General features: G+C 72.5%; 23 protein-coding genes. 10 read left to right on the forward strand and 13 right to left on the reverse strand.

Annotated features, from left to right (window positions below):
* The first annotated feature begins 73 nt into the window (after window positions 1-73).
* Window positions 74-2,599, forward strand: a complete 2,526-nt coding sequence (locus ACZ60J_RS08340) for a helicase associated domain-containing protein (RefSeq protein ID WP_469679757.1) — start codon at window positions 74-76, stop codon at window positions 2,597-2,599.
* Window positions 2,600-2,659: 60 nt separating this feature from the next.
* Here the strand turns inward: ACZ60J_RS08340 and ACZ60J_RS08345 are convergent, their stop codons facing one another.
* A complete protein-coding gene (locus ACZ60J_RS08345) occupies window positions 2,660-4,051 on the reverse strand; it encodes a glutamate decarboxylase (RefSeq protein WP_469679759.1) in 1,392 nt (463 codons plus the stop codon).
* 309 nt (window positions 4,052-4,360) lie between these two features.
* Between ACZ60J_RS08345 and melC1 the strand changes: the two genes are divergently transcribed.
* Complete coding sequence (melC1, locus tag ACZ60J_RS08350) at window positions 4,361-4,774, forward strand: apotyrosinase chaperone MelC1 (RefSeq protein WP_469679761.1); 414 nt, start codon at window positions 4,361-4,363, stop codon at window positions 4,772-4,774.
* Window positions 4,774-5,637: a tyrosinase MelC2 gene (gene melC2, locus ACZ60J_RS08355; RefSeq protein ID WP_469679763.1), complete on the forward strand. Its 864-nt coding sequence runs from the start codon at window positions 4,774-4,776 to the stop codon at window positions 5,635-5,637. The genes melC1 and melC2 overlap by 1 nt, the downstream gene beginning before the upstream one ends.
* Here melC2 and ACZ60J_RS08360 read toward each other — a convergent pair.
* Both ACZ60J_RS08360 and ACZ60J_RS08365 read right to left on the reverse strand, forming a co-directional pair.
* A complete protein-coding gene (locus ACZ60J_RS08360) occupies window positions 5,577-6,299 on the reverse strand; it encodes a response regulator (RefSeq protein ID WP_469679765.1) in 723 nt (240 codons plus the stop codon). The genes melC2 and ACZ60J_RS08360 overlap by 61 nt on opposite strands.
* Complete coding sequence (locus tag ACZ60J_RS08365; RefSeq protein ID WP_469679767.1) at window positions 6,296-7,909, reverse strand: sensor histidine kinase; 1,614 nt, start codon at window positions 7,907-7,909, stop codon at window positions 6,296-6,298. Before ACZ60J_RS08365 ends, ACZ60J_RS08360 begins: the two co-directional genes overlap by 4 nt.
* A gap of 31 nt (window positions 7,910-7,940) precedes the next feature.
* Here ACZ60J_RS08365 and ACZ60J_RS08370 point away from each other — a divergent pair, with 31 nt between their 5' ends.
* Window positions 7,941-9,389 carry a cation:dicarboxylate symporter family transporter gene (locus ACZ60J_RS08370; protein ID WP_469680268.1) on the forward strand — a complete coding sequence of 483 codons (1,449 nt, stop codon included), beginning with the start codon at window positions 7,941-7,943 and terminating at the stop codon, window positions 9,387-9,389.
* A 229-nt stretch (window positions 9,390-9,618) separates the two neighbouring features.
* On the forward strand, window positions 9,619-11,424 hold the full coding sequence (locus ACZ60J_RS08375; RefSeq protein ID WP_469679769.1) for a S8 family serine peptidase: 1,806 nt from the start codon (window positions 9,619-9,621) through the stop codon (window positions 11,422-11,424).
* Between the two features lie 43 nt (window positions 11,425-11,467).
* Here ACZ60J_RS08375 and ACZ60J_RS08380 read toward each other — a convergent pair whose 3' ends face one another.
* From ACZ60J_RS08380 to ACZ60J_RS08400, 5 genes are all read right to left on the reverse strand, one after another.
* Window positions 11,468-12,922, reverse strand: a complete 1,455-nt coding sequence (locus ACZ60J_RS08380) for an alpha/beta hydrolase family protein (protein ID WP_469679770.1) — start codon at window positions 12,920-12,922, stop codon at window positions 11,468-11,470.
* 80 nt (window positions 12,923-13,002) lie between these two features.
* Window positions 13,003-13,683, reverse strand: a complete 681-nt coding sequence (locus ACZ60J_RS08385) for a (2Fe-2S)-binding protein (RefSeq protein WP_469679772.1) — start codon at window positions 13,681-13,683, stop codon at window positions 13,003-13,005.
* 1 nt (window position 13,684) lies between these two features.
* A complete protein-coding gene (locus ACZ60J_RS08390; protein ID WP_469679774.1) occupies window positions 13,685-14,233 on the reverse strand; it encodes a hypothetical protein in 549 nt (182 codons plus the stop codon).
* Window positions 14,234-14,358: 125 nt separating this feature from the next.
* Window positions 14,359-15,411: an SIS domain-containing protein gene (locus ACZ60J_RS08395; protein WP_469679776.1), complete on the reverse strand. Its 1,053-nt coding sequence runs from the start codon at window positions 15,409-15,411 to the stop codon at window positions 14,359-14,361.
* Between the two features lie 126 nt (window positions 15,412-15,537).
* Complete coding sequence (locus ACZ60J_RS08400) at window positions 15,538-16,788, reverse strand: PTS transporter subunit EIIC (protein WP_469679778.1); 1,251 nt, start codon at window positions 16,786-16,788, stop codon at window positions 15,538-15,540.
* 186 nt (window positions 16,789-16,974) lie between these two features.
* On the opposite strand from ACZ60J_RS08400, the gene ACZ60J_RS08405 reads away from it, so the two are divergent.
* A complete protein-coding gene (locus ACZ60J_RS08405) occupies window positions 16,975-17,745 on the forward strand; it encodes a GntR family transcriptional regulator (RefSeq protein ID WP_469679779.1) in 771 nt (256 codons plus the stop codon).
* Between the two features lie 126 nt (window positions 17,746-17,871).
* Here ACZ60J_RS08405 and ACZ60J_RS08410 read toward each other — a convergent pair whose 3' ends face one another.
* Window positions 17,872-18,678 carry an alpha/beta fold hydrolase gene (locus ACZ60J_RS08410; RefSeq protein WP_469679781.1) on the reverse strand — a complete coding sequence of 269 codons (807 nt, stop codon included), beginning with the start codon at window positions 18,676-18,678 and terminating at the stop codon, window positions 17,872-17,874.
* A gap of 140 nt (window positions 18,679-18,818) precedes the next feature.
* Here ACZ60J_RS08410 and ACZ60J_RS08415 point away from each other — a divergent pair, with 140 nt between their 5' ends.
* A complete protein-coding gene (locus tag ACZ60J_RS08415) occupies window positions 18,819-19,505 on the forward strand; it encodes a GNAT family N-acetyltransferase (protein WP_254380534.1) in 687 nt (228 codons plus the stop codon).
* Window positions 19,506-19,592: 87 nt separating this feature from the next.
* On the opposite strand, the gene ACZ60J_RS08420 is transcribed toward ACZ60J_RS08415, so the two are convergent.
* Both ACZ60J_RS08420 and ACZ60J_RS08425 read right to left on the reverse strand, forming a co-directional pair.
* Window positions 19,593-20,621 carry a TolB family protein gene (locus ACZ60J_RS08420; RefSeq protein WP_469679783.1) on the reverse strand — a complete coding sequence of 343 codons (1,029 nt, stop codon included), beginning with the start codon at window positions 20,619-20,621 and terminating at the stop codon, window positions 19,593-19,595.
* Window positions 20,622-20,677: 56 nt separating this feature from the next.
* Window positions 20,678-21,559, reverse strand: coding sequence for an alkaline phosphatase family protein (locus ACZ60J_RS08425; RefSeq protein ID WP_469679785.1), 882 nt, complete (start codon window positions 21,557-21,559; stop codon window positions 20,678-20,680).
* 262 nt (window positions 21,560-21,821) lie between these two features.
* Between ACZ60J_RS08425 and ACZ60J_RS08430 the strand changes: the two genes are divergently transcribed.
* Window positions 21,822-22,964 carry an alpha/beta hydrolase gene (locus ACZ60J_RS08430; RefSeq protein ID WP_469679787.1) on the forward strand — a complete coding sequence of 381 codons (1,143 nt, stop codon included), beginning with the start codon at window positions 21,822-21,824 and terminating at the stop codon, window positions 22,962-22,964.
* Here ACZ60J_RS08430 and ACZ60J_RS08435 read toward each other — a convergent pair.
* The gene (locus tag ACZ60J_RS08435) at window positions 22,942-24,435 is read right to left on the reverse strand and encodes a carboxylesterase/lipase family protein (RefSeq protein ID WP_469679789.1); all 1,494 of its coding nucleotides are present in this window, start codon (window positions 24,433-24,435) and stop codon (window positions 22,942-22,944) included. The two genes, ACZ60J_RS08430 and ACZ60J_RS08435, sit on opposite strands and share 23 nt — an antisense overlap.
* Before the next feature lie 149 nt (window positions 24,436-24,584).
* Between ACZ60J_RS08435 and ACZ60J_RS08440 the strand changes: the two genes are divergently transcribed.
* Together ACZ60J_RS08440 and ACZ60J_RS08445 are read left to right on the forward strand one after the other, a co-directional pair.
* Window positions 24,585-24,980: a hypothetical protein gene (locus ACZ60J_RS08440; protein WP_469679791.1), complete on the forward strand. Its 396-nt coding sequence runs from the start codon at window positions 24,585-24,587 to the stop codon at window positions 24,978-24,980.
* A 154-nt stretch (window positions 24,981-25,134) separates the two neighbouring features.
* Window positions 25,135-25,413, forward strand: a complete 279-nt coding sequence (locus tag ACZ60J_RS08445) for a chaplin (RefSeq protein WP_469679793.1) — start codon at window positions 25,135-25,137, stop codon at window positions 25,411-25,413.
* 117 nt (window positions 25,414-25,530) lie between these two features.
* Here the strand turns inward: ACZ60J_RS08445 and ACZ60J_RS08450 are convergent, their stop codons facing one another.
* The gene (locus tag ACZ60J_RS08450; RefSeq protein WP_469679795.1) at window positions 25,531-26,394 is read right to left on the reverse strand and encodes a tyrosinase family protein; all 864 of its coding nucleotides are present in this window, start codon (window positions 26,392-26,394) and stop codon (window positions 25,531-25,533) included.
* Window positions 26,395-26,400: the final 6 nt, after the last annotated feature.

Raw genomic sequence — 26,400 nt, forward strand, 5'->3', positions numbered from 1 at the left:
CGCGATCTCCCCGCAATGATTCAAAATGGGGGCAAGATAGGAGCTGGAAGCAAACCGGCAGATCAGGGTGGAGGTGGGGCGCATCAGCAGGCAGAGGCTCCGTCCGCACCAGCGCGAGGCCGTCGACGCCGCCGTGCGGGCGCTGGAACTGCCCGCCGGACGCAGGGTCCCACGGACCGGGCTCCGTACGCAGGTGATCATGGCGACGGGCTCCGGCAAGTCGCTGGTCGCCGTGCACACGGCCGAGGAACTGCGGGCCGGACGCGTCCTGGTGCTGGTGCCCTCCCTGGACCTCCTCGTACAGACGGCGGCGGCCTGGCGCGAGGGCGGCCGGACCGGCCGCGCCTTCGCCGTGTGCTCGCTGCGCGGCGAGGACGCGGGGGTACCCACCACCACGGACCCGGCCGAGCTGGCCGGCTGGGCGGGCCCGTCCGTCGACCGGGTCACGGTGTACGCCACGTACGCCTCGCTCGGCCTGGGCACCATCGAACGCGCGCACCACGAGGGTCTGCCCGGCTGGGACCTGATCGTGGTCGACGAGGCGCACCGGACCTCGGGACGCATCGGCAAGCCCTGGGCGGTGGTGCACGACAACGTGCGGATCCCCTCGGTCCGCCGGCTGTACATGACGGCCACGCCCCGGGTCTGGCAGTCCGCCGAGGATTCCGCACCCGCCGAGGGCGACGAGTCCGCCGAGGGTTCCGGCCGGCCGGAAGGGGTGCGCGGCCGGGGCGACCTCGTGGCCTCGATGGAGGACGATCCCGACGGGCCGTTCGGCGCGCGCTGCTACACCCTCACCCTCTCGGAGGCCGTCGACCGGGGCATCTGCGCGCCCTACCGCGTGGTCTGCGTGGACGTCAGCGATCCGGAGTTCCAGGCGGCCGTGCTGCTCGGGCCGGACGGGCGCTCCGACTCCGTGCGCGGGGTCAGGCTGGCGGCGCTCCAGACGGCGCTGATGACGGCGGCCGTGAGGCAGGGGTTCCGGCGCACGCTCGTCTTCCATCACCTGACCAAGGAGGCCGAGGCCTTCGCGGCCGGTCTGCCGGCGGTCGCCGCGCGGCTGCGCGCCACGAGTTGGGCCCCGCGGCCGGTGTACCCGCGCAAGGTCTGGGCGGACTGGCTGTGCGGGCAGCACACGGCGGCGCACCGGCGGCGCGTCCTGGCCGCGTTCGCGGACGACCGGGTCGCGGACAAGGCCTTCCTGGGCAGCGTCCGGGTGCTGGGCGAGGGCGTGGACACCAAGGAGTGCGACTCGGTCTTCTGGGCCGACGTACGGGGTTCCATGCCCGACCTGGTGCAGGCCGTCGGCCGGGCGCTGCGCATCCGGCCCGGGGAGGGCAAGGTCGCCTCCCTCGTGGTGCCGGTGCTGCTGGGGCCCGGCGAGTCCCCGGAGACGATGCTGACCTCGCGGGCGTACGGGGACCTCGCGCGGCTGCTGGAGGCGCTACGGGCCCACGACACCCGGGTCGTCGAGTCCCTGGCGCAGCCCCAGGCCCCGAGCCGGCGCACGGCCACGGGCGGCGCGGAGTCCGTGGGCGGCTCCGGGCTGCGCGGCGGCGCGGAGTCCCTGCTGAGCTTCTCCACCCCCCGCGACCCGGCGCTGCTGGCCGCCTTCGTCCGGCTGCGCGTCCTGCACCCGGAGCACGAGCACTGGCGGCGCGGGGTGGAGGCCGCCCGGATCTACGCCGGGCTCGTCGGGGACCTCAAGGTGCCGTTCGCGTTCAAGGTGCCCGCGGAGACGCATACGCCGACGCGGGCGCAGGCCGACGCCGGTGCCGCCGAGGGGGAAGGAGCGGGTGCTCCGTGGCCGCCGGGGCTGGCCGGTTTCCCGCTCGGCCAGTGGATCGCGGACGCCCGGCGCACGTACCGGCGCGGGGCGCTCGGCCACCGCCGGGTGGCGCAGCTCGGCGAACTGGGCATGGTGTGGAGCCACTTCGACGTGGCGTTCGAGGAGGGACTCGCGGCGGCGAGCGGCTGGGCCGCCGAGCACGGGCACCTGCTGCCTCCCGTGGACGCCACCTGGCGCGGCGCCCCGGTCGGGGTCTGGGTCAAGAACCAGCGGGCGGCGGCCCGCCGCGAGGGCCCCGGAGCCCTGTCCGAGGAGCGGCGGGAGGCCCTTGAGGCCGTCGACGCCTCCTGGTGTCCGGCCTGGGAGATCTCCTGGCAGCGGGCCTTCCACCTGACCCGGGTCCACCTGGACGCGGGCGGCCGGCTGCCGACGCGCCCCGGGGAGGCCGTGGTCCAGGGCGAGGACCTCGGCGTGTGGCTGCGCGGCCAGCGCACGGCCTGGGAGCGCCTCGCCTGGGCGCAGCGCTGGCTGCTGGAGCACACCCTCGGGGTGACTCCGGCCGAGGGTGCGGACCGGCCGAAGCCCCGGGTCGCCCACGCGGACGCGTGGGCGGCGCACCTGGAGGCGGCCCGGCGGTTCCACGACCGCGAGCGGCACCTTCGGGTGCCGCGCGCGCACGTGGAGCGGGTCGGCGACCGGGACCTGCGCCTGGGCTCCTGGATCGCCAACCAGCGCTCCCGCGCGGCGTCCCTCACCCCGGAGCGGACGGCCGCGCTGACGGAGCTGGGGATGCGCTGGCCGTCGTCCTGAGCTCCGTGCCCGCCCCGGGGCGGGCACGGAGGAGCAGGTCCGGAGCCCGCCGGCCCCCGGTCAGTGGTGGAAGCCGGACCGGGGCGGGGCCGCGGGCACGGGCTGCGGGTGCGCGAGGAGGTGTTCGACGGCGGCGCGCAGGTCGGAGACGAGCAGGGCGATCTGGTCCCGGGTCACGCCGTGCCGGATCAGGACCCGTTGGATGACCGTGTCGTCCCGATCGGCCGGCAGCGGGTACGAGGGCACCTGCCAGCCGCGCATCCGGAGCCGGTCGGAGAGGTCGTAGAGGGTGAAGCCCGCGCCCTCCGGGTCGGTGAGCCGGTACGAGACGGCGGGCAGTGCGCCCTGGCCGTCGTAGAGGAGGGTGAAGGGGCCGATGGTCTCGATCTCGCGGGCCAGGTACTGGGCGGTGTCGGCGCAGGCCTGCTGGACCCGGCGGTAGCCGCCCCGGCCCAGGCGCAGGAAGAGGTAGTACTGGGCGATGATCTCGCCGCCGGGCCGGGAGAAGTTGAGGGCGAAGGTGGGCATGTCCCCGCCGAGGTAGTCCACGGAGAAGACGAGGTCGGCCGGGAGCAGGTCGGCGGTGCGCCAGACGATCCAGCCGACGCCCAGCGGGGCCAGGCCGTACTTGTGCCCGGAGGTGTTCACCGAGGCCACGCGCGGCAGCCGGAAGTCCCAGACCACGTCGGGGTGGAGGAAGGGGGCCACGAAGCCGCCGCTGGCGGCGTCCACGTGGATCGGCACGTCCCAGCCGCGCTCGGCCTGGATCCGGTCGAGTTCGGCGGCGATCTCGGCGACGGGCTCGTAGACGCAGGTGTAGGTGACCCCGAGGATGGCGACGACGCCGATGGTGTTCTCGTCGACGTTCGCGGCGAGCTGCTCGGGGCTCAGGCCGGTGGCCCCGGGCAGCAGGGGCAGCTGGCGGAGCTCGACGTCGAAGTACCGGGCGAACTTCTCCCAGCAGACCTGGACCGGCCCGCACACCAGGTTCGGCCTGTCGGTGGGCAGTCCGGCGGCGCGGCGGCGCTCGCGCCAGCGCCACTTGAGGGCGAGGCCGCCGAGCATGGCGGCCTCGCTGGAGCCGGTGGTGGAGCAGCCGGTGCCGGTGGTGCCGGCGGGGGCGTTCCACAGGTCGGCCAGGATGTTGACGCAGCGGCTCTCGATCTCGGCCGTCTGCGGGTACTCGTCCTTGTCGATCATGTTCTTGTCGAGGCACTCGTTCATCAGCCGGTGAACCCCGTCGTCCGACCAGGTGGTGCAGAAGGTGGCCAGGTTCTGGGCGGCGTTGCCGTCGAGGAGCAGCTCGTTGTGGAGGAGTTGGTAGACCACCTCGGACGGCGAGTGGTCTTCGGGCATCCGGTACTTGGGGAGGATCTCGCCGCTGAGGGCGGACGCGAACACGTCCGTGTCGGCGTCGCGGGCACGCAGGTCCTTCGTCTCATGGAGAGCCATGAACGGACTATAACGGGATGACATCGGGCATATCGCCTCGAATCTCACTCCCGGACACCCTCAAGACCGGACCTCAGAGGCAAGATCGGCCGCAGCTTCCAGCCGACTCCGCGATGTGATGCCTCCCATATCCACCCCGAGCGACCGCAGGATTTCCTGTCCATTAAGCTTTTTCACACAGGTCTTCCCGTCCGGACCGGTGGAGCCAGTCCGGACGGGAAGATCATCCAACTAGTTCGACCGGCAACTTATCCGCGCATGTCCGGATAACGGCCCTGCGTTCTCGGTGCCCTGATACCTCTTCGGGCCATGAACAAGATCACCCGCCGACAGGCCTTAGGCACCACTGCCGGCGCGCTCACCGCCCTCGGCCTCGCCGGCGCCACCGCGCACGCAGCCGCCACCGCATCCCGTACGGCCGCCCCCGCCAACCCCGCGGGACCCTCGGGAACCACCGACGAGGTCTACCAGGGCCGCCGCATACGGATCGTCCCCGCCTCGGGCGGCGGGAACGACCACGGCGGCCACCACGGGGGCCACCAGTCCCCCGGCCTGCCGACCGTCTTCATAGACGACCGCGAACTGCACGTGATGCGGAACGCCGACGGCAGCTGGATCAGCGTGGTCAACCACTACGAGACCTTCTCCGGCCCGCTGCCCCTCGCCCGGGCCGCCGTGCGCGAACTACAGGGCGCCGCCCTCGTCCCGATGGGCGGAATGTGATGACGATCCGCAAGAACCAGGCCTCGCTCACCGCCGACGAGAAGCGGGCGTTCGTCGCGGCGCTCCTCGAACTGAAGCGCACCGGCCGCTACGACCGCTTCGTCACCACGCACAACGGCTTCATCATGAGCGACACCGACTCGGGCGACCGGGTCGGCCACCGCTCCCCCTCCTTCCTGCCCTGGCACCGCCGGTTTCTTCTCGAGTTCGAGGCGGCGCTGCAGGAGGTTGATCCGGCGGTGACCCTTCCCTACTGGGACTGGACGGCCGACCGGACCGCCCGCTCCTCCCTCTGGGCCCCCGACTTCCTCGGCGGCACCGGCCGGGCCCGTGACGGGCAGGTGCTCGACGGCCCGTTCGCGTACGCGGCGGGCAAGTGGGAGATAGCCGTACGGGTCGACGGGCGCTCCTACCTGCGCCGCGCGCTCGGCACCGGCGTGGCCCAGCTGCCGACCAGGGCCGAGGTGGACTCCGTCCTCGCCATGCCGGTGTACGACGCGGCGCCCTGGAACAGCTCCTCGAGCGGCTTCCGCAACAACCTGGAGGGCTGGCGCGGGGTCAACCTGCACAACCGGGTGCACGTCTGGGTGGGCGGCCAGATGGCCACCGGGGTCTCCCCCAACGACCCGGTGTTCTGGATGCACCACGCCTTCGTCGACAAGCTGTGGGCCGACTGGCAGGCGCTGCACCCGCGGTCGCCGTACCTGCCGGCCGCCGGCACCGCGAACGTCGTGGACCTGAACGACACCATGCGGCCGTGGAACGACGTGACCCCGGCGGACATGCTGGACCACCGGAAGTTCTACACCTTCGACACCGAGCCGCTGCCGGCTCCTGCCGGGGCGGCCGCCAGCCAGCGGTAGTGCAGTTCGGGGCGGCCGACCTGGCCGTACCGGGGGGTGCGGTCCGCGCGGCCGGTGTCCACCAGGTGCTCCAGGTACCGGCGGGCGGTGATCCGGGAGATCCCGGCCGCCTCGGCCGTCCCTCCCGCGGTCAGCCCCTCGGGGGCCGCCCGCAGGAGGGCGGCGACCCGCTCCAGGGTCGGGCCGCCGATCCCCTTGGGCAGTTCGGCCGGCCGGGGCGAGCGCAGGGCCGCCATCGCGCGGTCCACGTCGTCCTGGCCGGCCGCCTCGCCCGCCGCGCTCGCGCGGAACTCGGCGTAGCGCAGGAGCCGTTCGCGCAGGGTGGGGAAGGCGAAGGGCTTGAGCACGTACTGCACCACCCCGAGCGAGACGCTCTCGCGGACGACCCCCAGGTCCCGCGCCGAGGTCACCACGATCACGTCGGCGGGGTGGCCCGCGGCCCGCAGGCCCCGCGCGAAGCGCAGCCCGTGGCCGTCGGGCAGGGTCAGGTCGAGCAGCAGCAGGTCGATCCGGGTCCGCTCCAGGACCCGGGTGGCCTCGGCGAGGGAGTGGACGACCCCGACGGCGGTGAAGCCGGGCACCCGCCCGACGTAGAGCGCGTGCGCGTCGGCGGCCACCGGATCGTCCTCGACGACGAGGACCCGCACCTCGGACATGCTCATGCGTCCCCTTCCCCGCGCGGCTCCCTGCGCGCCGGCAGCCGTACGGTGAACCGCGCACCCCCGCCCGGCAGTTGACCGGCGTCCGCGCTCCCGCCGTGCCGGTGGGCCACCTGCCGCACCAGCGCGAGGCCCAGGCCCCGCCCCTCACCCTTGCCCGACCAGCCGCGCCGGAACACGTCCGCTCCCTCGGGAAGTCCGGGGCCGTTGTCGGCCACGCCGATCAGCACCCCGCGCCCGTGCGGTCCGGCCGGCCCGTCGGGGCGGATGGTGACGGAGATCCGGCCGCCGGGAACGCCGGTGAGGGCGTCGACGGCGTTGTCGACCAGGTTCCCGAGGACGGTGACGAGGTCCCGCGCGGGCGGGCCGCCCGGCCCGGCGTCGATGGCTCCGCTGTCCGGGGTGACGACCAGCTCGACCCCCCGTTCGTGGGCCTGCGCGGCCTTGCCGAGGAGCAGGGCGACGAGCACGGGCTCGCCGACGGCGGCGATCACCTCGTCGGTCAGGGCCTGGGCGAGGGAGAGTTCGGCGGTGGCGAAGTCCACCGCCTCCCGGCTGCGGCCGAGTTCGATGAGGGAGACCACGGTGTGCAGCCGGTTGGCCGCCTCGTGGGCCTGCGCGCGCAGCGCCCGGGTGAATCCGCGCTCCTGGTCCAGTTCCCCGGTCAGCGACAGCAGTTCGGTGTGGTCGCGCAGGGTGATCACCGTGCCCCGGCGGCCGCCGCCGGCCACGGGCGCGCTGTTGAGCACGAGCACGCGGTCCGCCGTCAGGTGGACCTCGTCCACCCGGGGCCGGTCGGAGAGCAGGGCCCCCGTGAGCGGGGCGGGCAGGCCGAGGTCGGCGACGCCGGTCCCCTTGACCTCCCCGCGCAGGCCGAGGAGTTCGCGGCCCGCGTCGTTGACCAGGGTGATCCGGCGGCGTCCGTCGAGCATCAGCAGCCCTTCGCGGACCCCGTGCAGGGCGGCCTGGTGGTAGTCGTACATCCCGCTCAGCTCGGCCGCGTTCATGCCGTGGGTGTGACGGCGCAGCCGGGCGTTGACCACATAGGTGCCGGCCCCGCCGAGGGCGAGGGCCCCGCCCGCCACCCAGGCGAGGGCGGAGAGCCGCGCGGCGAGGCGGGCGCTGACCGAGCGGACGGTGATGCCGGCGGCGACCATCCCGATGACCCGGCCGTCGTCGGTGATCGGGGTGACCACGCGGAGGGAGGGGCCGAGGGTGCCGGTGTAGGTCTCGCTGAAGGTCTCGCCCCGCAGGGCGGGGGCGGTGTTGCCGAGAAAGGGTTCGCCGATGCGCATCGGGTCGGGGTGGGTCCAGCGCCGTCCGTCCGGAGCCATGATCGTCACGAAGTCCACGCCCGCGTCGATGCGGACCCGCTCCGCGTAGGGCTGCAGGGCGGCATGGCCGTCCCCCCGCGCCGCGTCCCGTACCGACGGGGAGTCCGCGACCGCGCGGGCCACCGCTCCGGCCTGGTGCCGGGCGGCCTCTTCGGCCTGGTCGCGGGCGGTCGCGTACGCGAAGACGGCGCAGCCGGCGACGACCGCGGCGACCAGCACCACCTGCATGGCGAAGAGCTGGCCGGCGAGGCTGCGCGGCGGCCGGGGAAAGCGGAACATGGCGCTCAGTGTGCACCCGGGCGTGAACTCAATGAACGCAAGGGTGACCGGGGTCACAGCGGCGGGCGATGGTCCTCCCGGGACGCCTTCGCCATCAGGGAGGCGAAGGGCACTACCAGGAGGCATCGTGGCCGCCAGGCGCGACAAGACGCATTATCTGTACATCGCCGTGATCGGCGCGGTGCTGCTCGGCATCGCCGTCGGGTTCGCCGCACCCGGCACGGCCGTGGAGCTCAAACCGCTGGGCACCGGGTTCGTCAACCTCATCAAGATGATGATCTCTCCGGTCATCTTCTGCACGATCGTGCTGGGCATCGGCTCGGTGCGCAAGGCCGCCAAGGTCGGCGCGGTGGGCGGGCTGGCGCTCGGCTACTTCATGGCGATGTCCACGGTGGCACTGGCCATCGGGCTGCTGGTGGGCAACCTGCTGGAGCCCGGCAGCGGGCTGCACCTGACCGAGGCGGCCCGGCACGCCGGCGAGGCACAGGCCAAGGCGGGCGGCGCGGAGAGCACGCCGGAGTTCCTGCTGGGGATCATCCCGACCACACTGGTGTCGGCCTTCACCGGGGGCGAGGTGCTGCAGACGCTGCTGGTGGCGCTGTTGTGCGGGTTCGCGCTGCAGGCCATGGGCGCGGCGGGCGAGCCGGTGCTGCGCGGGATCGGGCACGTGCAGAAGCTGGTCTTCCGCGTGCTCGCGATGATCATGTGGGCGGCACCGGTGGGCGCGTTCGGCGCGATCGCGGCGGTGGTCGGGGCGACCGGGATGGACGCGCTGAAGTCCCTCGCGGTCATCATGATCGGCTTCTACACGACCTGCCTGCTCTTCGTCTTCGTGGTCCTGGGCACGCTGCTGCGGCTGTGCACGGGGATCAGCGTGTTCGCCCTGCTGCGCTACCTGGGCCGGGAGTTCCTGCTGATCCTGTCCACCTCCTCCTCGGAGTCCGCGCTGCCCCGGCTGATCGCGAAGATGGAACACGTGGGCGTCTCGCGGCCGGTGGTCGGCATCACGGTCCCCACGGGCTACTCCTTCAACCTGGACGGGACCGCGATCTATCTGACGATGTCCTCGCTCTTCGTCGCGGAGGCCATGGGCAAGCCGCTGGCCCTGGGCGAGCAGATCTCCCTGCTGCTGTTCATGATCGTGGCCTCGAAGGGCGCGGCCGGGGTCACGGGTGCGGGCCTCGCCACGCTCGCCGGAGGGCTCCAGTCGCACCGGCCTGAACTCGTCGACGGCGTCGGCCTGATCGTGGGCATCGACCGGTTCATGAGCGAGGCGCGGGCGCTGACGAACTTCGCGGGCAACGCGATCGCGACCGTACTGATCGGCACCTGGACCAAGGAGTTCGACCGGGCCCGGGCCACCGAAGTCCTCGCGGGACGGATGCCGTTCGACGAGAGCACGCTCACCGACGACGGGCACGACCTGGGCACTGCCGTGCCCGCCCAGCCGGAGGCCGCCAAGGACGGCGTACCCGCCTGACGGGGACGCCTCGCGGACCGGCCGGGGCAGGGCTCGCCCCCACGGTGCCCAGCCCGGCCGGTCCCGACACCTCATGCGGGAGCCGTTTTTCAGCCAAGATCGGTTGAACCGTCTAGCTGTAAAAGGTACTTCCATATCGGGGCACGCTTCTGACATCTTGCGTCCACCACTCGTTTCGTACGGCCCGGTAGGTGCCACCCGCACCGCCGGGCCGTCTTCGGAGGACGCATTGATACCCCACATATCCAGCCGACCTCGACGCACCCTCGTACTGGCGGCCGCCCTGGCCGCCCTGGCCTTCGGGGCTCCGGCCGCGCTGGCCGGTACGGCGCCGGTCTCCCCGGCCGGCATCCCCGGCACCTCCGCCCCCGCCAAGGCCCAGGCCCCGGCGCCGACTTCCCAGAGTGCGACCTGGGCTGCCGGCACCCGCGCCTACGTGGTGATCACCGCCGCCGGTGACAGCTCCGCGGTCCGTTCGGCCGTCACGGCGAACGGCGGCACGGTCTTCTCGTACTACGACCAGATCGGCGTGATCGTCGCCCACTCGACCTCCGCGACCTTCGCCGCCACCATGCGCGGGGTCAGCGGGGTCCAGAAGGTGGGCGCGACGCGCACCTCGGACGTCCCGGCCGACGCCTACAACCCGGCGCTGCCCGCCAACCCGTCCCAGTCGACGACCCCCGCCGGCGAGCCCGTACGGGCCGACATGAGCCAGATCAAGGCCGACCAGGCCTGGGCCGTGACCACCGGTTCGGCCTCCGTCAAGGTCGGCATCCTGGACACCGGCGTCGACGACCAGCACCAGGACCTGGCGCCGAACTTCAACGCCGCGGACTCGGCCTCCTGCGCCTACGGCAAGGCGGACACCCGGGTCGGCGCCTGGCGCGACGTGGACACCCACGGCACGCACGTGGCGGGCTCCGTGGCCGCCGCGAAGAACGGCAAGGGCGTCGTCGGCGTGGCACCCGGCGTGAAGATCTCCTCGGTCCGCGTGGCCGAGCCGGGCACCTCGCTGTTCTTCGCCGAGAACACCATCTGTGCCTTCGTGTGGTCCGGCGACCACGGGTTCAAGGTCACCAACAACAGCTATTACACGGACCCCTGGCAGTTCAACTGCCCGGACAACATCGACCAGGCCGCGATCATCGAGGGCGTCAAGCGCGCCCAGGAGTACGCGGAGAGCAAGGGCTCGCTCCAGGTCGCCGCGGCGGGCAACGAGAACTACGACCTCGCCAACAAGACCACGGACTCGGCGAGCCCCAACGACTCGACGCCGACCACCCGGACCATCACCAACGCCTGCCTCGACATCCCGACCGAGCTCCCGGGCGTGGTCACGGTCGCCGCCAACGGCACCGGAACCACCAAGGCCTCGTTCTCCAACTTCGGCCAGGGCGTCATCGACGTCGCGGCGCCGGGCAGCAACGTCTACTCCACCGCCCCGGGCGGCGGTTACAGCACCAAGAGCGGCACCTCGATGGCCACCCCGCACGTGGTGGGCGTCGCGGCGCTCATCGCCAGTGCCAACCCCACCTTCACCCCGGCGCAGATCCGCACCGCGCTGGCCACCCAGGCCAACGACACCGCCTGCCCGTCGGACACCCGGTGCAAGGGGACCACGGCCAACAACGGGTTCTTCGGCGAGGGCCAGGTCGACGCGCTGAAGGCGGTCGGCGGCTCGACCCCGCCTCCCGGCAAGTACTTCGAGAACCTCACCGACGTCGCGATCGCCGACAACGCGACCGTGAACAGCACGATCACGGTCAGCGGGGTGACCGGCAACGCGCCGGCCACCCTCAAGGTGGGCGTGGACATCAAGCACACCTACATCGGTGACCTCAAGGTCGACCTCGTGGCTCCGGACGGTTCCGTCTACGTCCTGAGCAACCGGGCCGGCGGCAGCACGGACAACATCATCCAGACCTTCACCGTCAACGCCTCCTCCGAGGTCGCCAACGGCGTCTGGACGCTGCGCGTGAACGACAACGCCAGCCAGGACACCGGCAAGATCGACGCCTGGAACCTGACCTTCTAGCAGGCCGGCCGACTCTCAGGCCGGCCGGCTCCTGCCCGCTCGATCAGCGGTGCAGGACGTCGGCCAGCCAGTCGAAGACGAGGTCGCAGTGCTGTTGCGGGGCCATCGGGGAGCAGTGCAACTGCGCCCCGGTGGCCTCGGTCAGTTTCACGTACTCGCGCCGGGAGCGGAGCAGGTCGTACATCTGCTGCGGCTGGCCCGGGTAGAACTGTTCGAAGTCGTAGTCCAGGACGAGCGTCGGGGCCTTGATCCTCGGGACGACGGCGGTGACGTCGAGGCTCATGGCGAGCTGGGCCGGGGTCCACAGGTCGGTGAAGATCCGCCCGGCACGGGCCGCCCGCAGTGCCTCCTTCGAGAAGATCTCGAACCGCTTCTTCACCGTGAACGCGAGCTGCGCGGTCAGTTCGGGGACCACCTCCTCGTTCCACACCCGGTTGGTCTCCGCCTTGTCGGCGGTCACGATGTCGCGGAGCTCCTTGTCGAAGCCCAGCCACGGACTGACGCAGCCGGGCTGGCAGACCAGGGCCGCGATGCGGGGTTCGAAGGCGGCGGCGCGGGCGACGAGGTTGCCGCCCATGCTGAGGCCCGTGAGCGCGATGCGCGTGCGGTCCACGTCATCGCGCCGCTCCAGCCAGTCGATCAGCGGACCGACCACCTGCTCCCAGCGCGGGGTGAAGGACATCTCCTGGACGAAGAGGAGCTCGCCCTGGCCCGGGCCGTCGTACACCAGGGCGTTGAAGCCCCGGTCCAGGGCGGCGGACACCCCGTAGGTCCACATGTCGACGTTCTGGCCGTCGCTGCCGTTGGTGAGGATGACCGTGGGCCGCGGGCCGGACTTCTCGTGCCCCTCCGGCCGGAAGAACCAGACCGGCAGCCGGGTCCTGCCGTACGGGACCTGCGCGCGGACGGCGGCCGGGGAGCAGAGCCGGGCGAAGTCGTCCCAGCCGCGGCGCCCCGCGAGGTAGACCTCCTTCTCGTCCCCCGGCCGGTCGGTGCCGAGGACGTAGAACAGGGCCTGCGCGTAGTACTGCGCGGCCCGCAGCGAGCGGAACCTGCGGGTCTGCGAGGAGGTCTCGCGGCCGTGCCGGGCGGCGGGAGCGGCGGCCGGGGGCGCTGCGAGACGGTCGCCCCAGTCCCGGAAGGTGTCGGTGAAGGTCTGCTCGGACAGCCCGGCGGTGTTGATCGCGTTGACGGCGGTGAGGACCTCCCCGACCTCGGAGGCGCGCATGCCGGCGGCCCCGAGGGCGAAGAGTCCGGCGAAGTTGAAGCCCGAGTCGGCGAAGAGCTTCATCGCTCCGGGCGAGGGATCGGGGGCGGCGGCGGCCGGGGGCGCCGCCGGAGCAGGTGCCGTCGCAGCGGACGCGCCCGGCGCGGGGGCAGCGACCGCGCCGCCGACGGCCAGGGCTCCGGCCCCGGCGGCGAGCCCGGTCAGAGCCGCGCGGCGGGACACCCCGCGTGCGGGGGCGGGTTCTTCGGATGCGGTGCGATCGTGACTCATGGCAGGGAAGGTAGAAGCGCCGACGGGCGCGTCGCCGTGCGCCACACGCTCCGTTGCTCCGAACGGCCCCGGAGTGCGGCCTACCTGGTCCGCAGCACGCAGTCCCCACAGAGTCCGCCGCCGGGCACCTTGTAGTACAGGCAGCAGCTGCGGCGCACGAAGGCCACCCCGAGGCCCGGTTCGTGGAGATAGGTGCCGGTCCCGCCGAGCGGGCCGCCGTCGGCGAGCAGCCCGGCGGCGAGCCCGGCCGCCGCTTCCCCCGGTACCCGATCCGTGAGCACCCGGACGGCTCCGACCAGCCCGGAGGCGGCGTTGCCGCGCAGCACCTGCGGCGAGACGCCGTACCGCTCGCGCAGCGCCGTGTCGAGCACCGCGAGGTGGCCGAGCACGGAGTCCGCAAGGGCCCGCGCCGGGCTGTCCCCGGGGAGTTCGGCGGGCTCGGGCAGCCACAGCTCCAGCGACCCGGCGCCGGGCAGCCGCCACCACAGCCGGTCGGGGGCCAGGTCCGGCACCCGGCCGGACAGGACGGCGCAGCCGAGCCCGAGCGACCAGAGCCGCGAGGCGATCCCGAACTGCGCGGTCGAGGCCGCCACCCGCCCGGGCCCGCTCCCGATCCGCCGGCCGACCTCCGCCACGTAGGCCCCGAGCTGCTCCCCGTACAACGCGTCGAGCGGCCGGAAGCCGGGGCCGGGCGGCTCCTTCCCGTACGCCACGGTGAAGAAGGGGCCGACGGAGCGCAGTTCCCGCAGGACGTCGTCCACGTCAGGCTCCGTAGCCGTCGTCGGGGAGGTTCGGGTCCGGCTCCGGGCAGGCGCCGTGGTGCAGTCCGTACGTGCCCGCCTTCTCCAGCGGCCAGTCCGCCGTGACCGGGTCCTCGTCGTCGGGCGCGACGAAGACGAAGTCGGCGATGATGCCGGGCGCGGGATCGGTCAGGAGCGTGCGCTGGTCCGGCAGGGACGGCGACCACTGCGTGCGCCAGGTGATGCCGGCGGCCGTGAGGGCGGCGGTGAAGCGCGACTCGGTGACCGGTTCGGTGACCGAGTACCCCGGTGCGCGGCCGGTCCCCGGGATCTCCAGTCCGTCACGCCAGACGGGTACGAACATCCGGTCCAGCAGCCGGCACCGGCAGAAGACGATCTCCAGGCCTCCGTAGCAGAACCAGTGCGGCCAGCGCCGCTCGTCCTGGACGCGCCCCGACCACTCGGGCTCCCCCTTCGCCTCGACGAGATCGGGCAGCCGGGCACCGACGAAGAAGTCTCCGAACCTGCCGGTGGCGGCGAGGCGGACGAGGTCGGTCGACAAGGGATCCATCCGAGCATGATCCCAGGCCGCCCCCGCGCGCCCCGGGCCGGGGAGCGGCACCGGGCGACGGGGCGCACGTGCCACGGCCCGCGGATCCTCCGGATCCCGCGGGCCGTGGCACGTGCAGCCGGGGTTCAGGCCTGGGTGAAGGCCGCGACCTCGAAGTCGGACATGTCGAGGCCGCCCTGCTTGGTGTCGTCGTTGGCGAAGACGAAGGACTCGATCGGGACGTCCCGCTCGGCGCTGAGCTGGGCCACCAGTTCCTGGAGGACCACGGTCTCCAGGACCACGCGGACCGCGTCGGCGGCCTTGGGGAGCCGGACGACGTAGAGGTTGTCGGCGACGTCCACGTCCACGGTGGTGAGGAGCAGCGTGAGGTGACCCGCGCCCGCCAGCGAGCGGGCCAGCTCGATCTCGCGGCCGTCGCCGTAGACGAGGTGGAGGGTGTTGCCCGCCGACTCCATCTCGCCGTGCAGGTAGTTGCGGGTCGCCGAGTGCGCCGCGGTCATCCGCACGACCTCGCGCAGCAGCAGGGCGCCTTCCTCGGCGGAGGCCCGGGAGGCCCCGGCCGCCACGCCGTCGGAGGCGATGCAGCGGGCGCCCCGCTCCCGCAGAGCCGCCACGACCTCGGTGGCCTGCGAGTGGACCGCGGTGGTCTGCTCGGCGATCTCGCCCCACGGGTCGCCGTCACGGCCCGCGACGGCCCCGGCGATCAGGTCGAGGGCGACGATGGTGCCGGTGTAGCCGATGGTCGAGGCGTACGAGTCGGGCTCGTTGCCGAGGTCCACGGTGAGGTCGGCGAGGTCGCCGAGCGGCGAGGGGACCACGTTGAGCAGCGCGGTCTTCGTGATGCCGGGGGCGGCGCACTCGAAGGCGGCGATGGTCTCGGAGCTGCGGCCGCCCTGGGAGACGGCGATCAGGCAGTCGGTGTCGAAGCCGGCGGTGCCGGTCTCGATCTCGCTGGACAGCACGCGCTGGGTGACGATCCCGGCCTCGCGGAGCTGCTGTACGGGGACGGCGAGGGCGGCGTACGAGGCTCCGATGCCGGTGAACAGGGGGCGCTCGGCGGCACGCAGCCCGGCGAGCTCCGGGGAGGCGAGCTGGGTGCGGACGCGGTCGGCGATCCGGACGAGGGCGGCGCCCTGGTCGGCCTGGCCTTCGAGGAACGTGATGCGGGATCCGGACATGGTGGGGGGTCCTTAGCGAAGTCGGGGGGGCGCGGGCCCCCGCCGGTACGGGCGGGCGGGGGCGGGCGGTCGGGCGGGGCGGTCGGGCGGAACGGGGGCCGGTCGGGGGGAGCCGCCGGCCGGGGCTCAGGAGGCGTCGGCCTTGGTGAGCGGGTTGCCCTCCTCGTCGCGTTCGCGGCCCGGGGTGGGGAGGTCGAACTTCACGATCGCCCAGCGGAAGAGCACGTAGTAGATGGCGGCGAAGGCCAGGCCGATCGGGATGAGCATCCAGGGCTTGGTGGCGATGCCGTAGTTCACGATGTAGTCGATGGCACCGGAGGAGAAGCCGAAGCCGTCGCGGATGCCGAGGGCGTAGCAGACGGCCATCGAGACGCCGAAGAGGAAGGCGTGGATCGCGTAGAGCAGCGGGGCCACGAACATGAAGGCGAACTCGATGGGCTCGGTCACGCCGGTGACGAAGGAGGTCAGGGCGACGGAGATCATCATGCCCTTGACCATGGTCCGGTTCTCGGGGCGCGCTGTGTGCGCGATGGCCATGGCCGCGGCCGGGAGCGCGAACATGTAGATCGGGAAGCCGCCGGTCATGAACTGGCCCGCGGTCGGGTCGCCGGCGAGGAAGCGGGCGATGTCTCCGTGCACCTCGGTGCCGGTGGCCGGGTTGACGAAGCTGCCCGCCTCGAACCAGGGGAAGACCGAGAAGAAGTGGTGCATCCCGATCGGGATGAGGGCCCGGACGACGAGACCGAAGAGGCCCGCGCCCCAGGCACCGGTGCCGACGAGCCACTCGCCGAAGTGGAAGAACCAGCTGCCGACGGTCGGCCAGACCACTCCGAATACCACTCCCATGCCGACGCCCGCGAAGGCGCTGAGGATGGGCACGAGCCGGCGGCCGCCGAAGAAGCCGAGCCAGTCGGGCAGCTTGGTCCGGCTGAAGCGCTGGTAGAGGAGGGCCGCGACCAGGCCCATCACGATGCCGCCGAGGACCTTGGCGTCGAGCGGCTCGCCGTCCACCCCCTTAGGGAAGGCGGGGCTGGCGAGTACGGCCTTGAAGACCAGGTAGCCGACCACGGCCGCCAGGGCGGTGGAGCCGTCCGACTTCTTGGCGAAGCCGATGGCCACGCCGACCGCGAAGAGCAGCGGCAGGTTGGCGAAGACGGTGTCACCGGCCGCCGCCAGGACCATCGCGAGCTTCTGGATGATCATCGGGAAGTTCTCGCGGCCGAGCAGGTCGGCGCCGCCGAGGCGGGTCAGCAGGGCCGCGGCCGGCAGCGTGGCCACGGGCAGCATCAGGCTGCGGCCGATGCGCTGCAGGACCGGCATGATCCGGCCCGGCTTCTTTCCGGCGGCCGGTGTGACCGCGGCGGTGGCCGTACTCATCTGGTGCTCCTCGTCGAGCGGGGTGGTGGGGACGACTCGAAGGTAACCAGTGGTTTTGGATTGGTCAACAGTGGTCCGCAGTGGTCTTTCATAAAAAATCAACACGCGGACTTAGGTCCCGTGAACACGTGGCCACGCCCGGGCCGGAAGCCGGGTCGAGTGGTAGCAAGTGGTATGGTCGACCTCATGATCGACGACGCTGCCATCGCCGACGCCACCTCCGCGCACACCCGCGCCGCGGACCCCCTGTGGGCCCAGGCCGCGGACCGCATCCGCGAGGAGATCGCCCGGCGGGGCCTGTCCGAGGGCAGCAAGCTGCCGCCCGAGCGCGAGCTGTGCACCCGGCTGGACGTCTCCCGCGTCACCCTGCGCCGCGCGCTCGCGCGCCTGGTCGAACAGGGTCTGGTCACCGCCTCCCACGGGCGCGGCTGGTTCGTCGCGGCGCCGGTGGCGCCCGCACCCGCCCGCGAATGGCCCAAGGACCTGGAGTCCTTCACCGCCACCGCGCGGCGCAAGCACATGCGCGCCAGCTCGGTCGTGCTGCGCCACGACACCGTCACCGCGTCCCTGGACGACGCCGACCGCCTCGACGTGCCCGCCGGCACCCCGCTGCTGCGCCTGGATCGGGTCCGGCTGCTCAACGACGTCAGGATCGCCGTCGACCGGACCCTCGTCGTCGCCGAACTCGCGCCCGACCTCGCCCGCACCGACTTCCGCGAGACCTCCCTCTTCGAGGAACTGCGCCGCTGGGGCGTCGAACCCGACCGCGCCGAGGCCACCATCGAGGCGCGCAACGCCGACGGGGAACTCGCCGGTCACCTGGGCATCGCCGAGGGCGCGCCCGTACTCGTACTCGACCAGACGGTGTACACCAGGCAGCAGCGGCCGCTGCTGCTGTCCACGGTGGAGTACAGCGGGGACCGCTACCGGCTGCGCACCACCCTGCAGACAGACTGACACCGCCCGTCCGGCGCGCGGTAGCCCCGTTCGGCACCTTCCGGAGCCCCGTTCGGCACCCTCCGGACAGCCGAAAGCCCCGGCCCGGGGCGGTCGTCCGCCCGGGCCGGGGCTTTCGGGCTCCGGTCAGATTCCCGCGAGGAACTCCAGCAGGGCCCGGTTGAAGGCCTCCGGCTGTTCCACGCCCGGCAGGTGGCCGGCCCGCTCCACCACGGCGAGGACCGAGTGCGGGACCAGTGCGTGCAGGGACTCGGCCTCGGCGACCGGGGTGTAGACGTCGTCGCGGCCGACCACGATCAGGCAGGGCACCTCGGCCGGCAGCGCGGCGAGCACGGGGGCGTAGTCGGGCCGCTCGGCCCGCCCGCGCAGGGCCGCGGCCGCCCCCTCGGGGTCGGTGGCGTACATCATCCCGGTGACCTTGGCCGCGGCCTCCGGCATCCCGGTCACGTTGTAGGGCGCGAGCATCTTGTCGATGACCTCGTCGGTATAGGGCTTCATTCCTTCCGTGAGGAGCCGCTCGGCAAGGTTCCGGCGGAAGGTTTTGCCGTCTTCCGTTTCCGGCGGAGCAGAGGTGTCGGAGAGAACGAGGGCCCGCACCCGACCCGGGTGGCGCAGCCGCATCTCCATGGCGATCTGGCCGCCCATGGACACACCGCCGACGACCGCCTGTTCGACGCCCAGACGGTCGAGCAGAGCGGCGAGATCATCCGCGAAGTCCGCGAGCAGCGTTTTGCCCGGCAGCACCGGACTCTTCCCGTATCCGCGCAGGTCAGGGGTGATCACACGGTAACCGGCCGTGGTCAGTGCGGCCGTCTGGGGGGCCCACATCGAGTGGCTGAACGGATGTCCGTGGATCAGGATTACGGGGGCTCCGTCGCGGGGACCCAAGTCCTCGAAAAAGAGTGTCACGCCATTGCCAATTTGGGGGTTCATGGAAGGACTCTAAGGGGCTACATTGAGCCACTCGCGTTCACCTGACAGCCCGTTGCCTTTCACCCGTGTTTTGCACGGGGGGCGACGTCAGGGACGCAGACTGTGCAACCACCCCACCGCCCAGAAGGACCGAAGGCTCCGTGCCCGTACCCGTACTCCTCGCCGGCCGCTCCGTGCGGCTTGAGCCCCTCGCCCCCCACCACACCGAGGCCTTGGCCCTGGCCGGGGCCGAGGATCGTACGACTTACGCCTTCACTCCCGTACCTCACGGGTTGCAGGCGTCACACGAGTACATCGACCGTGCCCTCGCCGATCAGGCGGCGGGTCGATCGCTCCCGTTCGCGGTGGTCAGAGCCACCGACGGTCGGGTGGTCGGTTCGACCCGGTTCCTGGAACTCGATTACTGGCAGGGGCCGCTGGTGTGGCCCGCCGTGCCGGGGGTCCCGTTCGGCGATCCGGCTACGGCGATCCCCGATGCCGCCGAGATCGGCAATACCTGGCTGTCCCCGGCGGCCCAGGGCACCGGCATCAACACCGAGGCGAAGCTGCTCATGCTCCGCCATGCCTTCGAGACCTGGGGCGTGCGGCGGATCTCGCTGCGCGCCGACGCCCGCAACGGACGCTCGCGCGCCGCGATGGAACGGCTCGGGTTCACCAGCGAGGGGGTCCGCCGGGCCCATTCGCGGGGCCTGGACGGCGCCGTGCGCAGTACGGCCTTCTACTCGATCCTCGACGAGGAGTGGCCGGCCGTGCGGTCGGTCATCGAGCTGCGGCTGTCGGCCGCGGCGCAGCGCAAGCGGCGCCGCAAGACGCTCATCCCGGCGTAACGGTCCTGCTCCGAGGCCCGGCAGGGCCCGATCCAGGCCCTGCCCCCGCCTGAAGCCTGCCCCCTGCCCCGCCCCCTCTTCCCGGTGTCAGCCGAGGAAGGCGGGGGCGAGGGCCGAGGTCATCAGCCGGGCCGGGGCCCCGCCGCCGTCGGCCGGCAGGGAGTACAGGTCGGCGCCGAAGTCCCCGGGCAGCGAGTAGACGACGGTCTTGTCGTCGGTCCACACCACCTGGTCGTCGACGCTGCGCTCCTCGGCGAGCGGAGCCTCGGCCATCGTGCCGAGGTCCAGGACGTACAGCCGCCACGGCGCGTCCGCCGACAGGCCCGGCACCCGCTTCTTGAACACCAGCCGGGTCCCGTCGGGCGACAGGGACGGGCATTCCACGTTCTCCCGCAGCGTGGTCACCGTGCGTGCCGCGATGTCGCCGCGGACCAGGTGGGTCTGACCGCCGGTGGCGAGCGTCGCGTAGAAGGTCCGTTCGTCGGCGGCGAAGGTGACCCCCCAGAAGTTGACGTCCGCGTTGCGGTAGGTCTTGCCGTCCTTCTGGATGGTGAAGTCCTCCAGTGAGGCGTCGTACGTCCCGCTGCGCAGGTCCAGCAGGGAGGTCCGGGTCGAGAAGTTCGTACCGGCGTACGAGTCTCCGCCCACGAAGACCGTCCAGGCGACCAGGTGACCGCCGGGCGAGACCCTGGCCCGGGTCGGGATGCCGGCCAGCGGCCGGGAGGCGACCTCCTTCAGCCGGGCGTCGAGGACCACCGCCTTGTAGCCGTCCTGCACCCCGGCCTTGTCGGCCTGGAGGCAGACCCCCGTGCCGGCGGCCGCGTGGAAGCGCAGGCAGCTGACCCCGGAGGCGGTGCGCGGACCCTCGGGCGCGCCGGCCGCCGCCGTGGCGAGCTCGTCGCGGTGCGGCCCCCAGGCCATGTTCCGGAAGACGATCCGCCGACCGCCGTCACCCCCGGCGAGGGAGACCTCGCCGGGGGTGACGGACGGCCCGCCGGCCTGGACCCGGTTCTTCTCCTCGGCGCGCGAGGAGGCCCGTACGACGGCGAGCGCGCCTACGGCGGCGAGCAGCACGACGGCGGAGACGAGGATCAGGATCCGGCGCTGGAGGGGCATGGGTGGCGGCCCTTTCGGAGGTTACGGGGGGGGGAGGCGCGACGGTCGGGGCGCGGTCAGGACGTCCAGATCCCCGTGATGTCCTTGGCGGTGGCCGCGTTCCCGGCGTGGGCGGTCAGGCCGGACAGCCCCTCCAGGGTGCGCAGCACGTCGTAGTGGTTGTAGGTGGTGGAGGTGCTGGAGCCGGGGGTCACGGACTGGCCGTAGAACACGGTCGGGATCTTGTTCCCGGCCAGCCGGTTGTCCTCGTCGAAGGTGACCACGAGCAGGCTGTTGTGGGTCTTGGCCCAGTCCGCGTAGGCCTTGATCTTGTTCTTGAGCCAGGTGTCGCCGGTGCCGACGGAGCAGTCGTGCATGTCGTTGCAGAGGTCCGGAACGACGAAGGACACGCGGGGCAGGGTGGTGAAGTCCGTGGGGAACTGGGCCATGGTCTTCGCCGTGGAGGTGGGCACGTTGGAGAACGCGAACCAGGGGTTGTGCTTGCGCGCGTACTTGCCGCTGGAGCAGGTCGTGGAGCCCTGGCTGGGCAGCCCCTCGTTGTAGCTGCCCCAGGTCTTGCCCGCGGCGATCAGCTCGGAGGCCAGGTTGGGCGCGGAGCTGAAGCCGGGCGTGTAGCAGCTGTCGCCGGTCACGCCCTGGTTCGATCCCGAGAAGAGCTGCATGTAGTTGGGCTGGCTCGGGTGCGTGATGCCGTACGACTGGGTGAGGACGGCTCCCCCGGCCTTCAGGGAGTTGATGTACGGGGCGCTGGAACTTCCGATGACCTGGCTGTAGGCGTGGTTCTCGAAGACCACGACGACTGTGTGGTCGGGTGCGGGCAGCCCGGCCGCGTGCGCGGGCTGGGCGGCACCGATGCCCGCCCACAGCGCGGTGCCGGCGGCGGTGAGGCCCAGGGCGGCGGCGAGGGCGGTCTTGCGGCGGGAGCGTAAAAGGGGCATGCCGAACACGGAAGTGACCTCCGGGCAGGGGGGCTGGGGGCGGCGCGGAGGTACCGTACCGAGCGGCATGTGCGGTGGCCAGGGCTACCAAGCGAACAGATCGGGAACTCCGCGGAGCCGTTTCGCGCCGGGCAACGCGCTCCCCTGCGGAACGCCAAGAGACGTAAAAATCGGGAACCCGTGAGCACGTACGCTCATCTTTCGAACGAAAGCAGTCCAACCCCGCCCCCACGGGGCAGCACCAGCCGGAGAGCCACCGCACATGTCGCACGCACCCGACGGACGTCAGCAGCCGTACCGACCCGCGGAGCCGTACCGGTCCGAGGAGCCGCGCCGGCCGTCCCGGGTCCGGCGGTGGGTGATCGCGGGCGCCTCCGTCCTCGCGCTCGCGGGCGTCGCCTCGCTCGTGATGAACCACTACGAGATACCGCCCTTCACCGACAAGGGCGACTCCGTCTCCTTCGGGCAGCTGCCGCCGTCCGGTTCCGCCGGGGGCGACACCGGCGGGAAGGCGGTCACCCCGCCGCCGAACTCGAAGATGGCGATGCCCACCGGCCCGGCGGCCGACTTCAAGAACTCGATGACCCTGCCCGACGGCACCCACGTCGCCGTCACCACGATCACCGGCAAGAAGTCCGGGTTCAAGGGCAAGGTCTGGGTGTGGGCGCCCAAGGAGTACAACGACCCGAAGTTCGCCAAGAGCGGCTTCCCGGTGATGATCGCGCTGCCCGGCGGCGCCGGATACCCCAACAACTACTGGATGGGCACCGACCTGGGCCTCCAGACCAGCATCGGCAAGTGGTACGCGGAGGGCAAGAGCAAGCCCTTCATCCTGGCCATGCCGGTGCTGAACCCGGGCCCGGACGACAAGGGCGTCTACTGGGACGGCTCCGACATACCCGGCCAGCCCAAGATGGGCACCTGGCTGACCGAGGACGTCCCGGACCTGATGCGGGAGAACTTCCGCACGGTCAAGTCCCGTGACGGCTGGGCCTACATGGGCTCCTCCACCGGCGGCTTCGCCAGCCTGAAGGCCGTACTGAAGCACCCGGACAAGTTCAAGGCCGCGATCTGCTCCGGACCCGACATCGTCCCCGACTCCTCCCTGTGGGCCGGCCACGACAAGGAGAAGGCGGAGAACAACCCCGAGCTGCTCGCCAAGGCGCTGATCGACAAGAAGGGCAGCCCGGACGTCTACCTGGCCTTCCAGGTCGGCACCAACGAGAGCAACAAGAACACCCTGCCGAACGTGCAGAAGTTCATCGCCACCTACGGCAAGGGTCCGATCCACACCGAACTGAAGGTCATCCAGGGCGGCAAGCACAACGCCAAGACCTACGTGCCCAACATGGGCGAGGGACCGATCCAGTTCATCAGCAAGGTCATGGAAGGACCCGTCGAGTAGCCACCGCGCCCACGCGCGCCGGCTCCGCATCCTCCGCTCCCCCGTGCCCCGGCCCGCCGAACACCTTCGGGGGGCCGTCGCCGTTCCAGGGCGCCCAGCCCGGGTCCCCGTCGACGGCGAAGCGCACCCAGGCCGCGTGCATCTCCCGGGCCAGTTCCCGCGGGGTGTCCGGCCCGGCCAGCCAGGAGGCCTCGGGTGCGTCGAGGGTGTCGAAGACGAAGCCCAGCTCCAGGGCGTGGCAGGACCCGAGGCCCGGGATCCCGGAAGGCCATGCGAACTCGTACACGAAGCTCGGCGCGCTCCGCCCGGCCGCGCCCGCCAGCGCGCGCAGCGGATCGCGCAGCAGCCGGTCGGTGAGCAGGTGTCCGAGGAGGTCGGCCGGTCCCGCGCCGGGCCGCTCGGCGCGCAGGGCCCGTACGGCGGCCCGGTCCTTGCCGGAGCGGATCCGGCCCAGGGCCACGGACAGCGGCCCCAGCCGGTCCAGCAGCCGCATCGTCCCGGTCGGGGCCAGCCAGAGCCGGTACTCCTCGGCGGTCCAGCCCAGCAGCAGCGGTACGTCGCCCCGCGCGGCCGCCGCTGTGAGCGGATCGGGCGGCAGCGTCCCGGGGTCCGCGACCAGGCCGAAGGCGGGGCCGCCGAGCAGCGGGGAGGAGCGGCGCAGTACGGCCGCCTGGGCGGCGAGCAGATCGGGCAGGGCGGCCCCGGCGAAGGCTTCGGCGGTGGCGGGGACCTTGAGCAGCGCCGCCATCCGCCGGACCATGGTGCGCACCCGGTCCCGCGGCAGCGCCTCGGGGGCGCCGCTCTGCAGGACGGCCTGCCGGAAGAGGCCCGCGGCGCGGGGTGCCGCGAGCAGGGCGCCGATGCTGATGGCTCCGGCGGACTCGCCGAAGACGGTGACGCGGCCGGGGTCGCCGCCGAAGGCCGCGATGTTGTCCCGCACCCAGGCCAGGGCGGCGATCTGGTCGAGCAGCCCGCGGTTGGCCGGGGCGTCGGGGAAGAGGCCGTAACCGAGGACGCCGAGGCGGTAGTTGACGGAGACGAGCACCACGCCGTCGCGGGCGAAGGCGGAGCCGTCGTAGACGGGGACGGCCGAGGAGCCACGGGTGAGGGCGCCGCCGTGGATCCACACCATGACGGGCAGGGCGGCCTGCGGAGCCGGGTCCGGGGTCCACACGTTGAGGTTCAGGCAGTCGTCGCCGGGGACCTCGGGGTCCGGCAGCAGCGCGGCGAACGTCTCGGGGTAGGGCACCTTGGGGGCGGTGGGGCCGTACGCCCCCGCGTCGCGCACGCCGTCCCAGGCCTCGGGCGGCTCGGGCGCGGCGAACCGGCGGGCTCCGACGGGCGGGGCGGCGTAGGGGATGCCCCGGAAGACTGCGATGCCGCCCGGCCCGTTCCTGCCCTCGACCACGCCGAAGGCGGTCCGGACCCGGGGACGGTCCCGGTCCGGGGTCTCGCTCGCCGCTGCGGCCATCACACGTCCTCCTGCGATCGGGATCCACGGCCCCGGATGCCCCGGGCCGCTGAATGCAGTGTTCCGCACGGCGCCGCCGCACGGTCGCACAGGCATGCGCGGGGTGACAAGGCGTGACCCCGCCCCCGGCGCGCCGGGTTGGGCGGGGCATGCGATCCCTGTCTCTCCCCCACTCCATTCGGAGCCTCGTCCGGGCCGGTTCGGTCCCCGTCCTGCTGCTCGCGGCCACGGCCGGAGCGGCCGCCGCCGGCGGCAGCGCGTACGCGGCCGACGGCCCGACCGCCGCCCTCGGCACCCCGACGGCCGTCGGGCCCGCCTTCCAGTACCTCGGCACGGACGACCGCCCGCACGGCATCGACTCCCCCAAGGGCTGCGTGGAAGCCCTGGGCGGCGGCGGGCGGGCGGTGACGAACAAGACCGGCCGCTCGGTGGCCCTGTACCGGGAGCCGGGCTGTGTGGGCACGCCGGTGGCGGTGCTGGCGCCGGGTGCGGTCACACCGGTGCGCCCGTACTTCTCCTCCGCACGCTTCTCGGCCGGATCGTAGGCCGTCCGGGGCGGGTGGCCGGCTCCGCTCGGCCGTCGGAGATCACCGGCGGCCCAGCGGCCGTGACCCTTGGGCGCCCGCCGCGTTGTACGCCATGTCAAACGCCGCAGGTTCTGTTCCCTGGGGCACCCCCATTCCTTTCTAGGAGATCTTGATGTCGCGTATCGCGAAGGCATTCGTCATCACCGCTGCCGCCGGTAGCGCCCTGGCCGCCGGTGCGGGCATGGCGGCTGCCGATGCCGGAGCGCACGGTGCGACGGCCGGCTCCCCCGGTGTCCTGTCGGGCAACCTGCTCCAGGTTCCGGTGCACGTCCCGGTCAACGTCTGCGGCAACACCGCCAACCTGGTCGGCCTGCTGAACCCGGCGTTCGGCAACACCTGCATCAACGCCTCCGGCGGCGGCGACCACCACACCGAGGGCTACGGCGGCTGAATCGCCCGGTGACGAGAAGGGCCCCCGCCGACGGCGGGGGCCCTTCTTCGTGTCCCGGTGTCCTGCACTGTGTCCCGGTGGGCGGGCCGAGCCCGGCCGCGGCCCGCCCGCCGGGGCTCACTCGTAGCGGTAGATCCCCTGGTGGCCGAGCATCTCGCGCGGGGTGACGTCCCACGGCGGCATGGCCTCGTCGAGGGCGATCACCCGGCCGCGCTGGAGGTCGCCGAGTTCGAGCGGGGCGGCCGGCAGGTAGCCGGAGGCCGGGTGCTGCTGCTGCCAGCGGTCCCAGAGCAGGTCCACGAAGGCGTGGTGCAGCCAGAAGGCGGGGTCGTTGGGGGCCGTGCCGCCGGTCATGTGGCCGCCGATCCACTGGTGCACCTTGTTGTGGTTGCGCCACTTCTCGCTCTTCGGCGCGGCCCAGCCCTCCAGCTTGTTGCGGAAGCCGCCGCGCCCGGCCGTCGAGTCCCAGGGGGAGCTGTCGTACAGCGGGTCGTCGATCGCCCATTGGAGCTCGGCCGGGGTCGGCAGGCTGATCGGGTTCTGCGGCCGGCCCAGGTTGCGGGTGAGGAAGGCGGCCTCCGTGATGCCCACCGTGACCGTCCAGTTGCCCTTCTCGTAGGCGAACGGGCCGGTCATCACCTGGCGGTCGCTCGCGCGGCCGGTGCCGCCGAGGAAGTCCTCGGCCCACAGGGAGGAGGCCGGGCTGTTGTCGGTGGTCCAGTCCCAGTACGGGATGGTGACGCCCGGGTCGACGGTCTGGAGTTGCCGTTCGAACTCCAGCAGGTAGCGCCGGTGCCAGGGGAAGAAGGACGGCGACATGTGCCCGACACGCAGCTTGCGGTCCCGGTCGGGGACGAAGTACTTGTCGTGGGTGCGGACGAACGCGTCGTAGGTGCCGTTGCGCTTGAGCTCGATGACGGCTGCGGTGAAGCGCTTCTTCTGCGCACTGGTCAGGTTCTTCTGGTTCTGCCGGGTGTACACGCCCTG

The organism is Streptomyces sp. NPDC104226, from assembly GCF_055584085.1.

Excerpts from the sequence above, each read along its gene's own strand:
- ACZ60J_RS08345 (WP_469679759.1), bottom strand. The coding sequence starts at position 4,051 with ATGGCTCTCCATGAGACGAAGGACCTGCGTGCCCGCGACGCCGACACG.
- melC1 (WP_469679761.1), top strand. The coding sequence starts at position 4,361 with ATGAACAAGATCACCCGCCGACAGGCCTTAGGCACCACTGCCGGCGCG.
- melC2 (WP_469679763.1), top strand. The coding sequence starts at position 4,774 with ATGACGATCCGCAAGAACCAGGCCTCGCTCACCGCCGACGAGAAGCGG.
- ACZ60J_RS08360 (WP_469679765.1), bottom strand. The coding sequence starts at position 6,299 with ATGAGCATGTCCGAGGTGCGGGTCCTCGTCGTCGAGGACGATCCGGTG.
- ACZ60J_RS08365 (WP_469679767.1), bottom strand. The coding sequence starts at position 7,909 with ATGTTCCGCTTTCCCCGGCCGCCGCGCAGCCTCGCCGGCCAGCTCTTC.
- ACZ60J_RS08370 (WP_469680268.1), top strand. The coding sequence starts at position 7,941 with ATGAACGCAAGGGTGACCGGGGTCACAGCGGCGGGCGATGGTCCTCCC.
- ACZ60J_RS08380 (WP_469679770.1), bottom strand. The coding sequence starts at position 12,922 with ATGAGTCACGATCGCACCGCATCCGAAGAACCCGCCCCCGCACGCGGG.
- ACZ60J_RS08390 (WP_469679774.1), bottom strand. The coding sequence starts at position 14,233 with ATGGATCCCTTGTCGACCGACCTCGTCCGCCTCGCCGCCACCGGCAGG.
- ACZ60J_RS08395 (WP_469679776.1), bottom strand. The coding sequence starts at position 15,411 with ATGTCCGGATCCCGCATCACGTTCCTCGAAGGCCAGGCCGACCAGGGC.
- ACZ60J_RS08400 (WP_469679778.1), bottom strand. The coding sequence starts at position 16,788 with ATGAGTACGGCCACCGCCGCGGTCACACCGGCCGCCGGAAAGAAGCCG.
- ACZ60J_RS08405 (WP_469679779.1), top strand. The coding sequence starts at position 16,975 with ATGATCGACGACGCTGCCATCGCCGACGCCACCTCCGCGCACACCCGC.
- ACZ60J_RS08410 (WP_469679781.1), bottom strand. The coding sequence starts at position 18,678 with ATGAACCCCCAAATTGGCAATGGCGTGACACTCTTTTTCGAGGACTTG.
- ACZ60J_RS08420 (WP_469679783.1), bottom strand. The coding sequence starts at position 20,621 with ATGCCCCTCCAGCGCCGGATCCTGATCCTCGTCTCCGCCGTCGTGCTG.
- ACZ60J_RS08425 (WP_469679785.1), bottom strand. The coding sequence starts at position 21,559 with ATGCCCCTTTTACGCTCCCGCCGCAAGACCGCCCTCGCCGCCGCCCTG.
- ACZ60J_RS08430 (WP_469679787.1), top strand. The coding sequence starts at position 21,822 with ATGTCGCACGCACCCGACGGACGTCAGCAGCCGTACCGACCCGCGGAG.
- ACZ60J_RS08435 (WP_469679789.1), bottom strand. The coding sequence starts at position 24,435 with ATGGCCGCAGCGGCGAGCGAGACCCCGGACCGGGACCGTCCCCGGGTC.
- ACZ60J_RS08440 (WP_469679791.1), top strand. The coding sequence starts at position 24,585 with ATGCGATCCCTGTCTCTCCCCCACTCCATTCGGAGCCTCGTCCGGGCC.
- ACZ60J_RS08445 (WP_469679793.1), top strand. The coding sequence starts at position 25,135 with ATGTCGCGTATCGCGAAGGCATTCGTCATCACCGCTGCCGCCGGTAGC.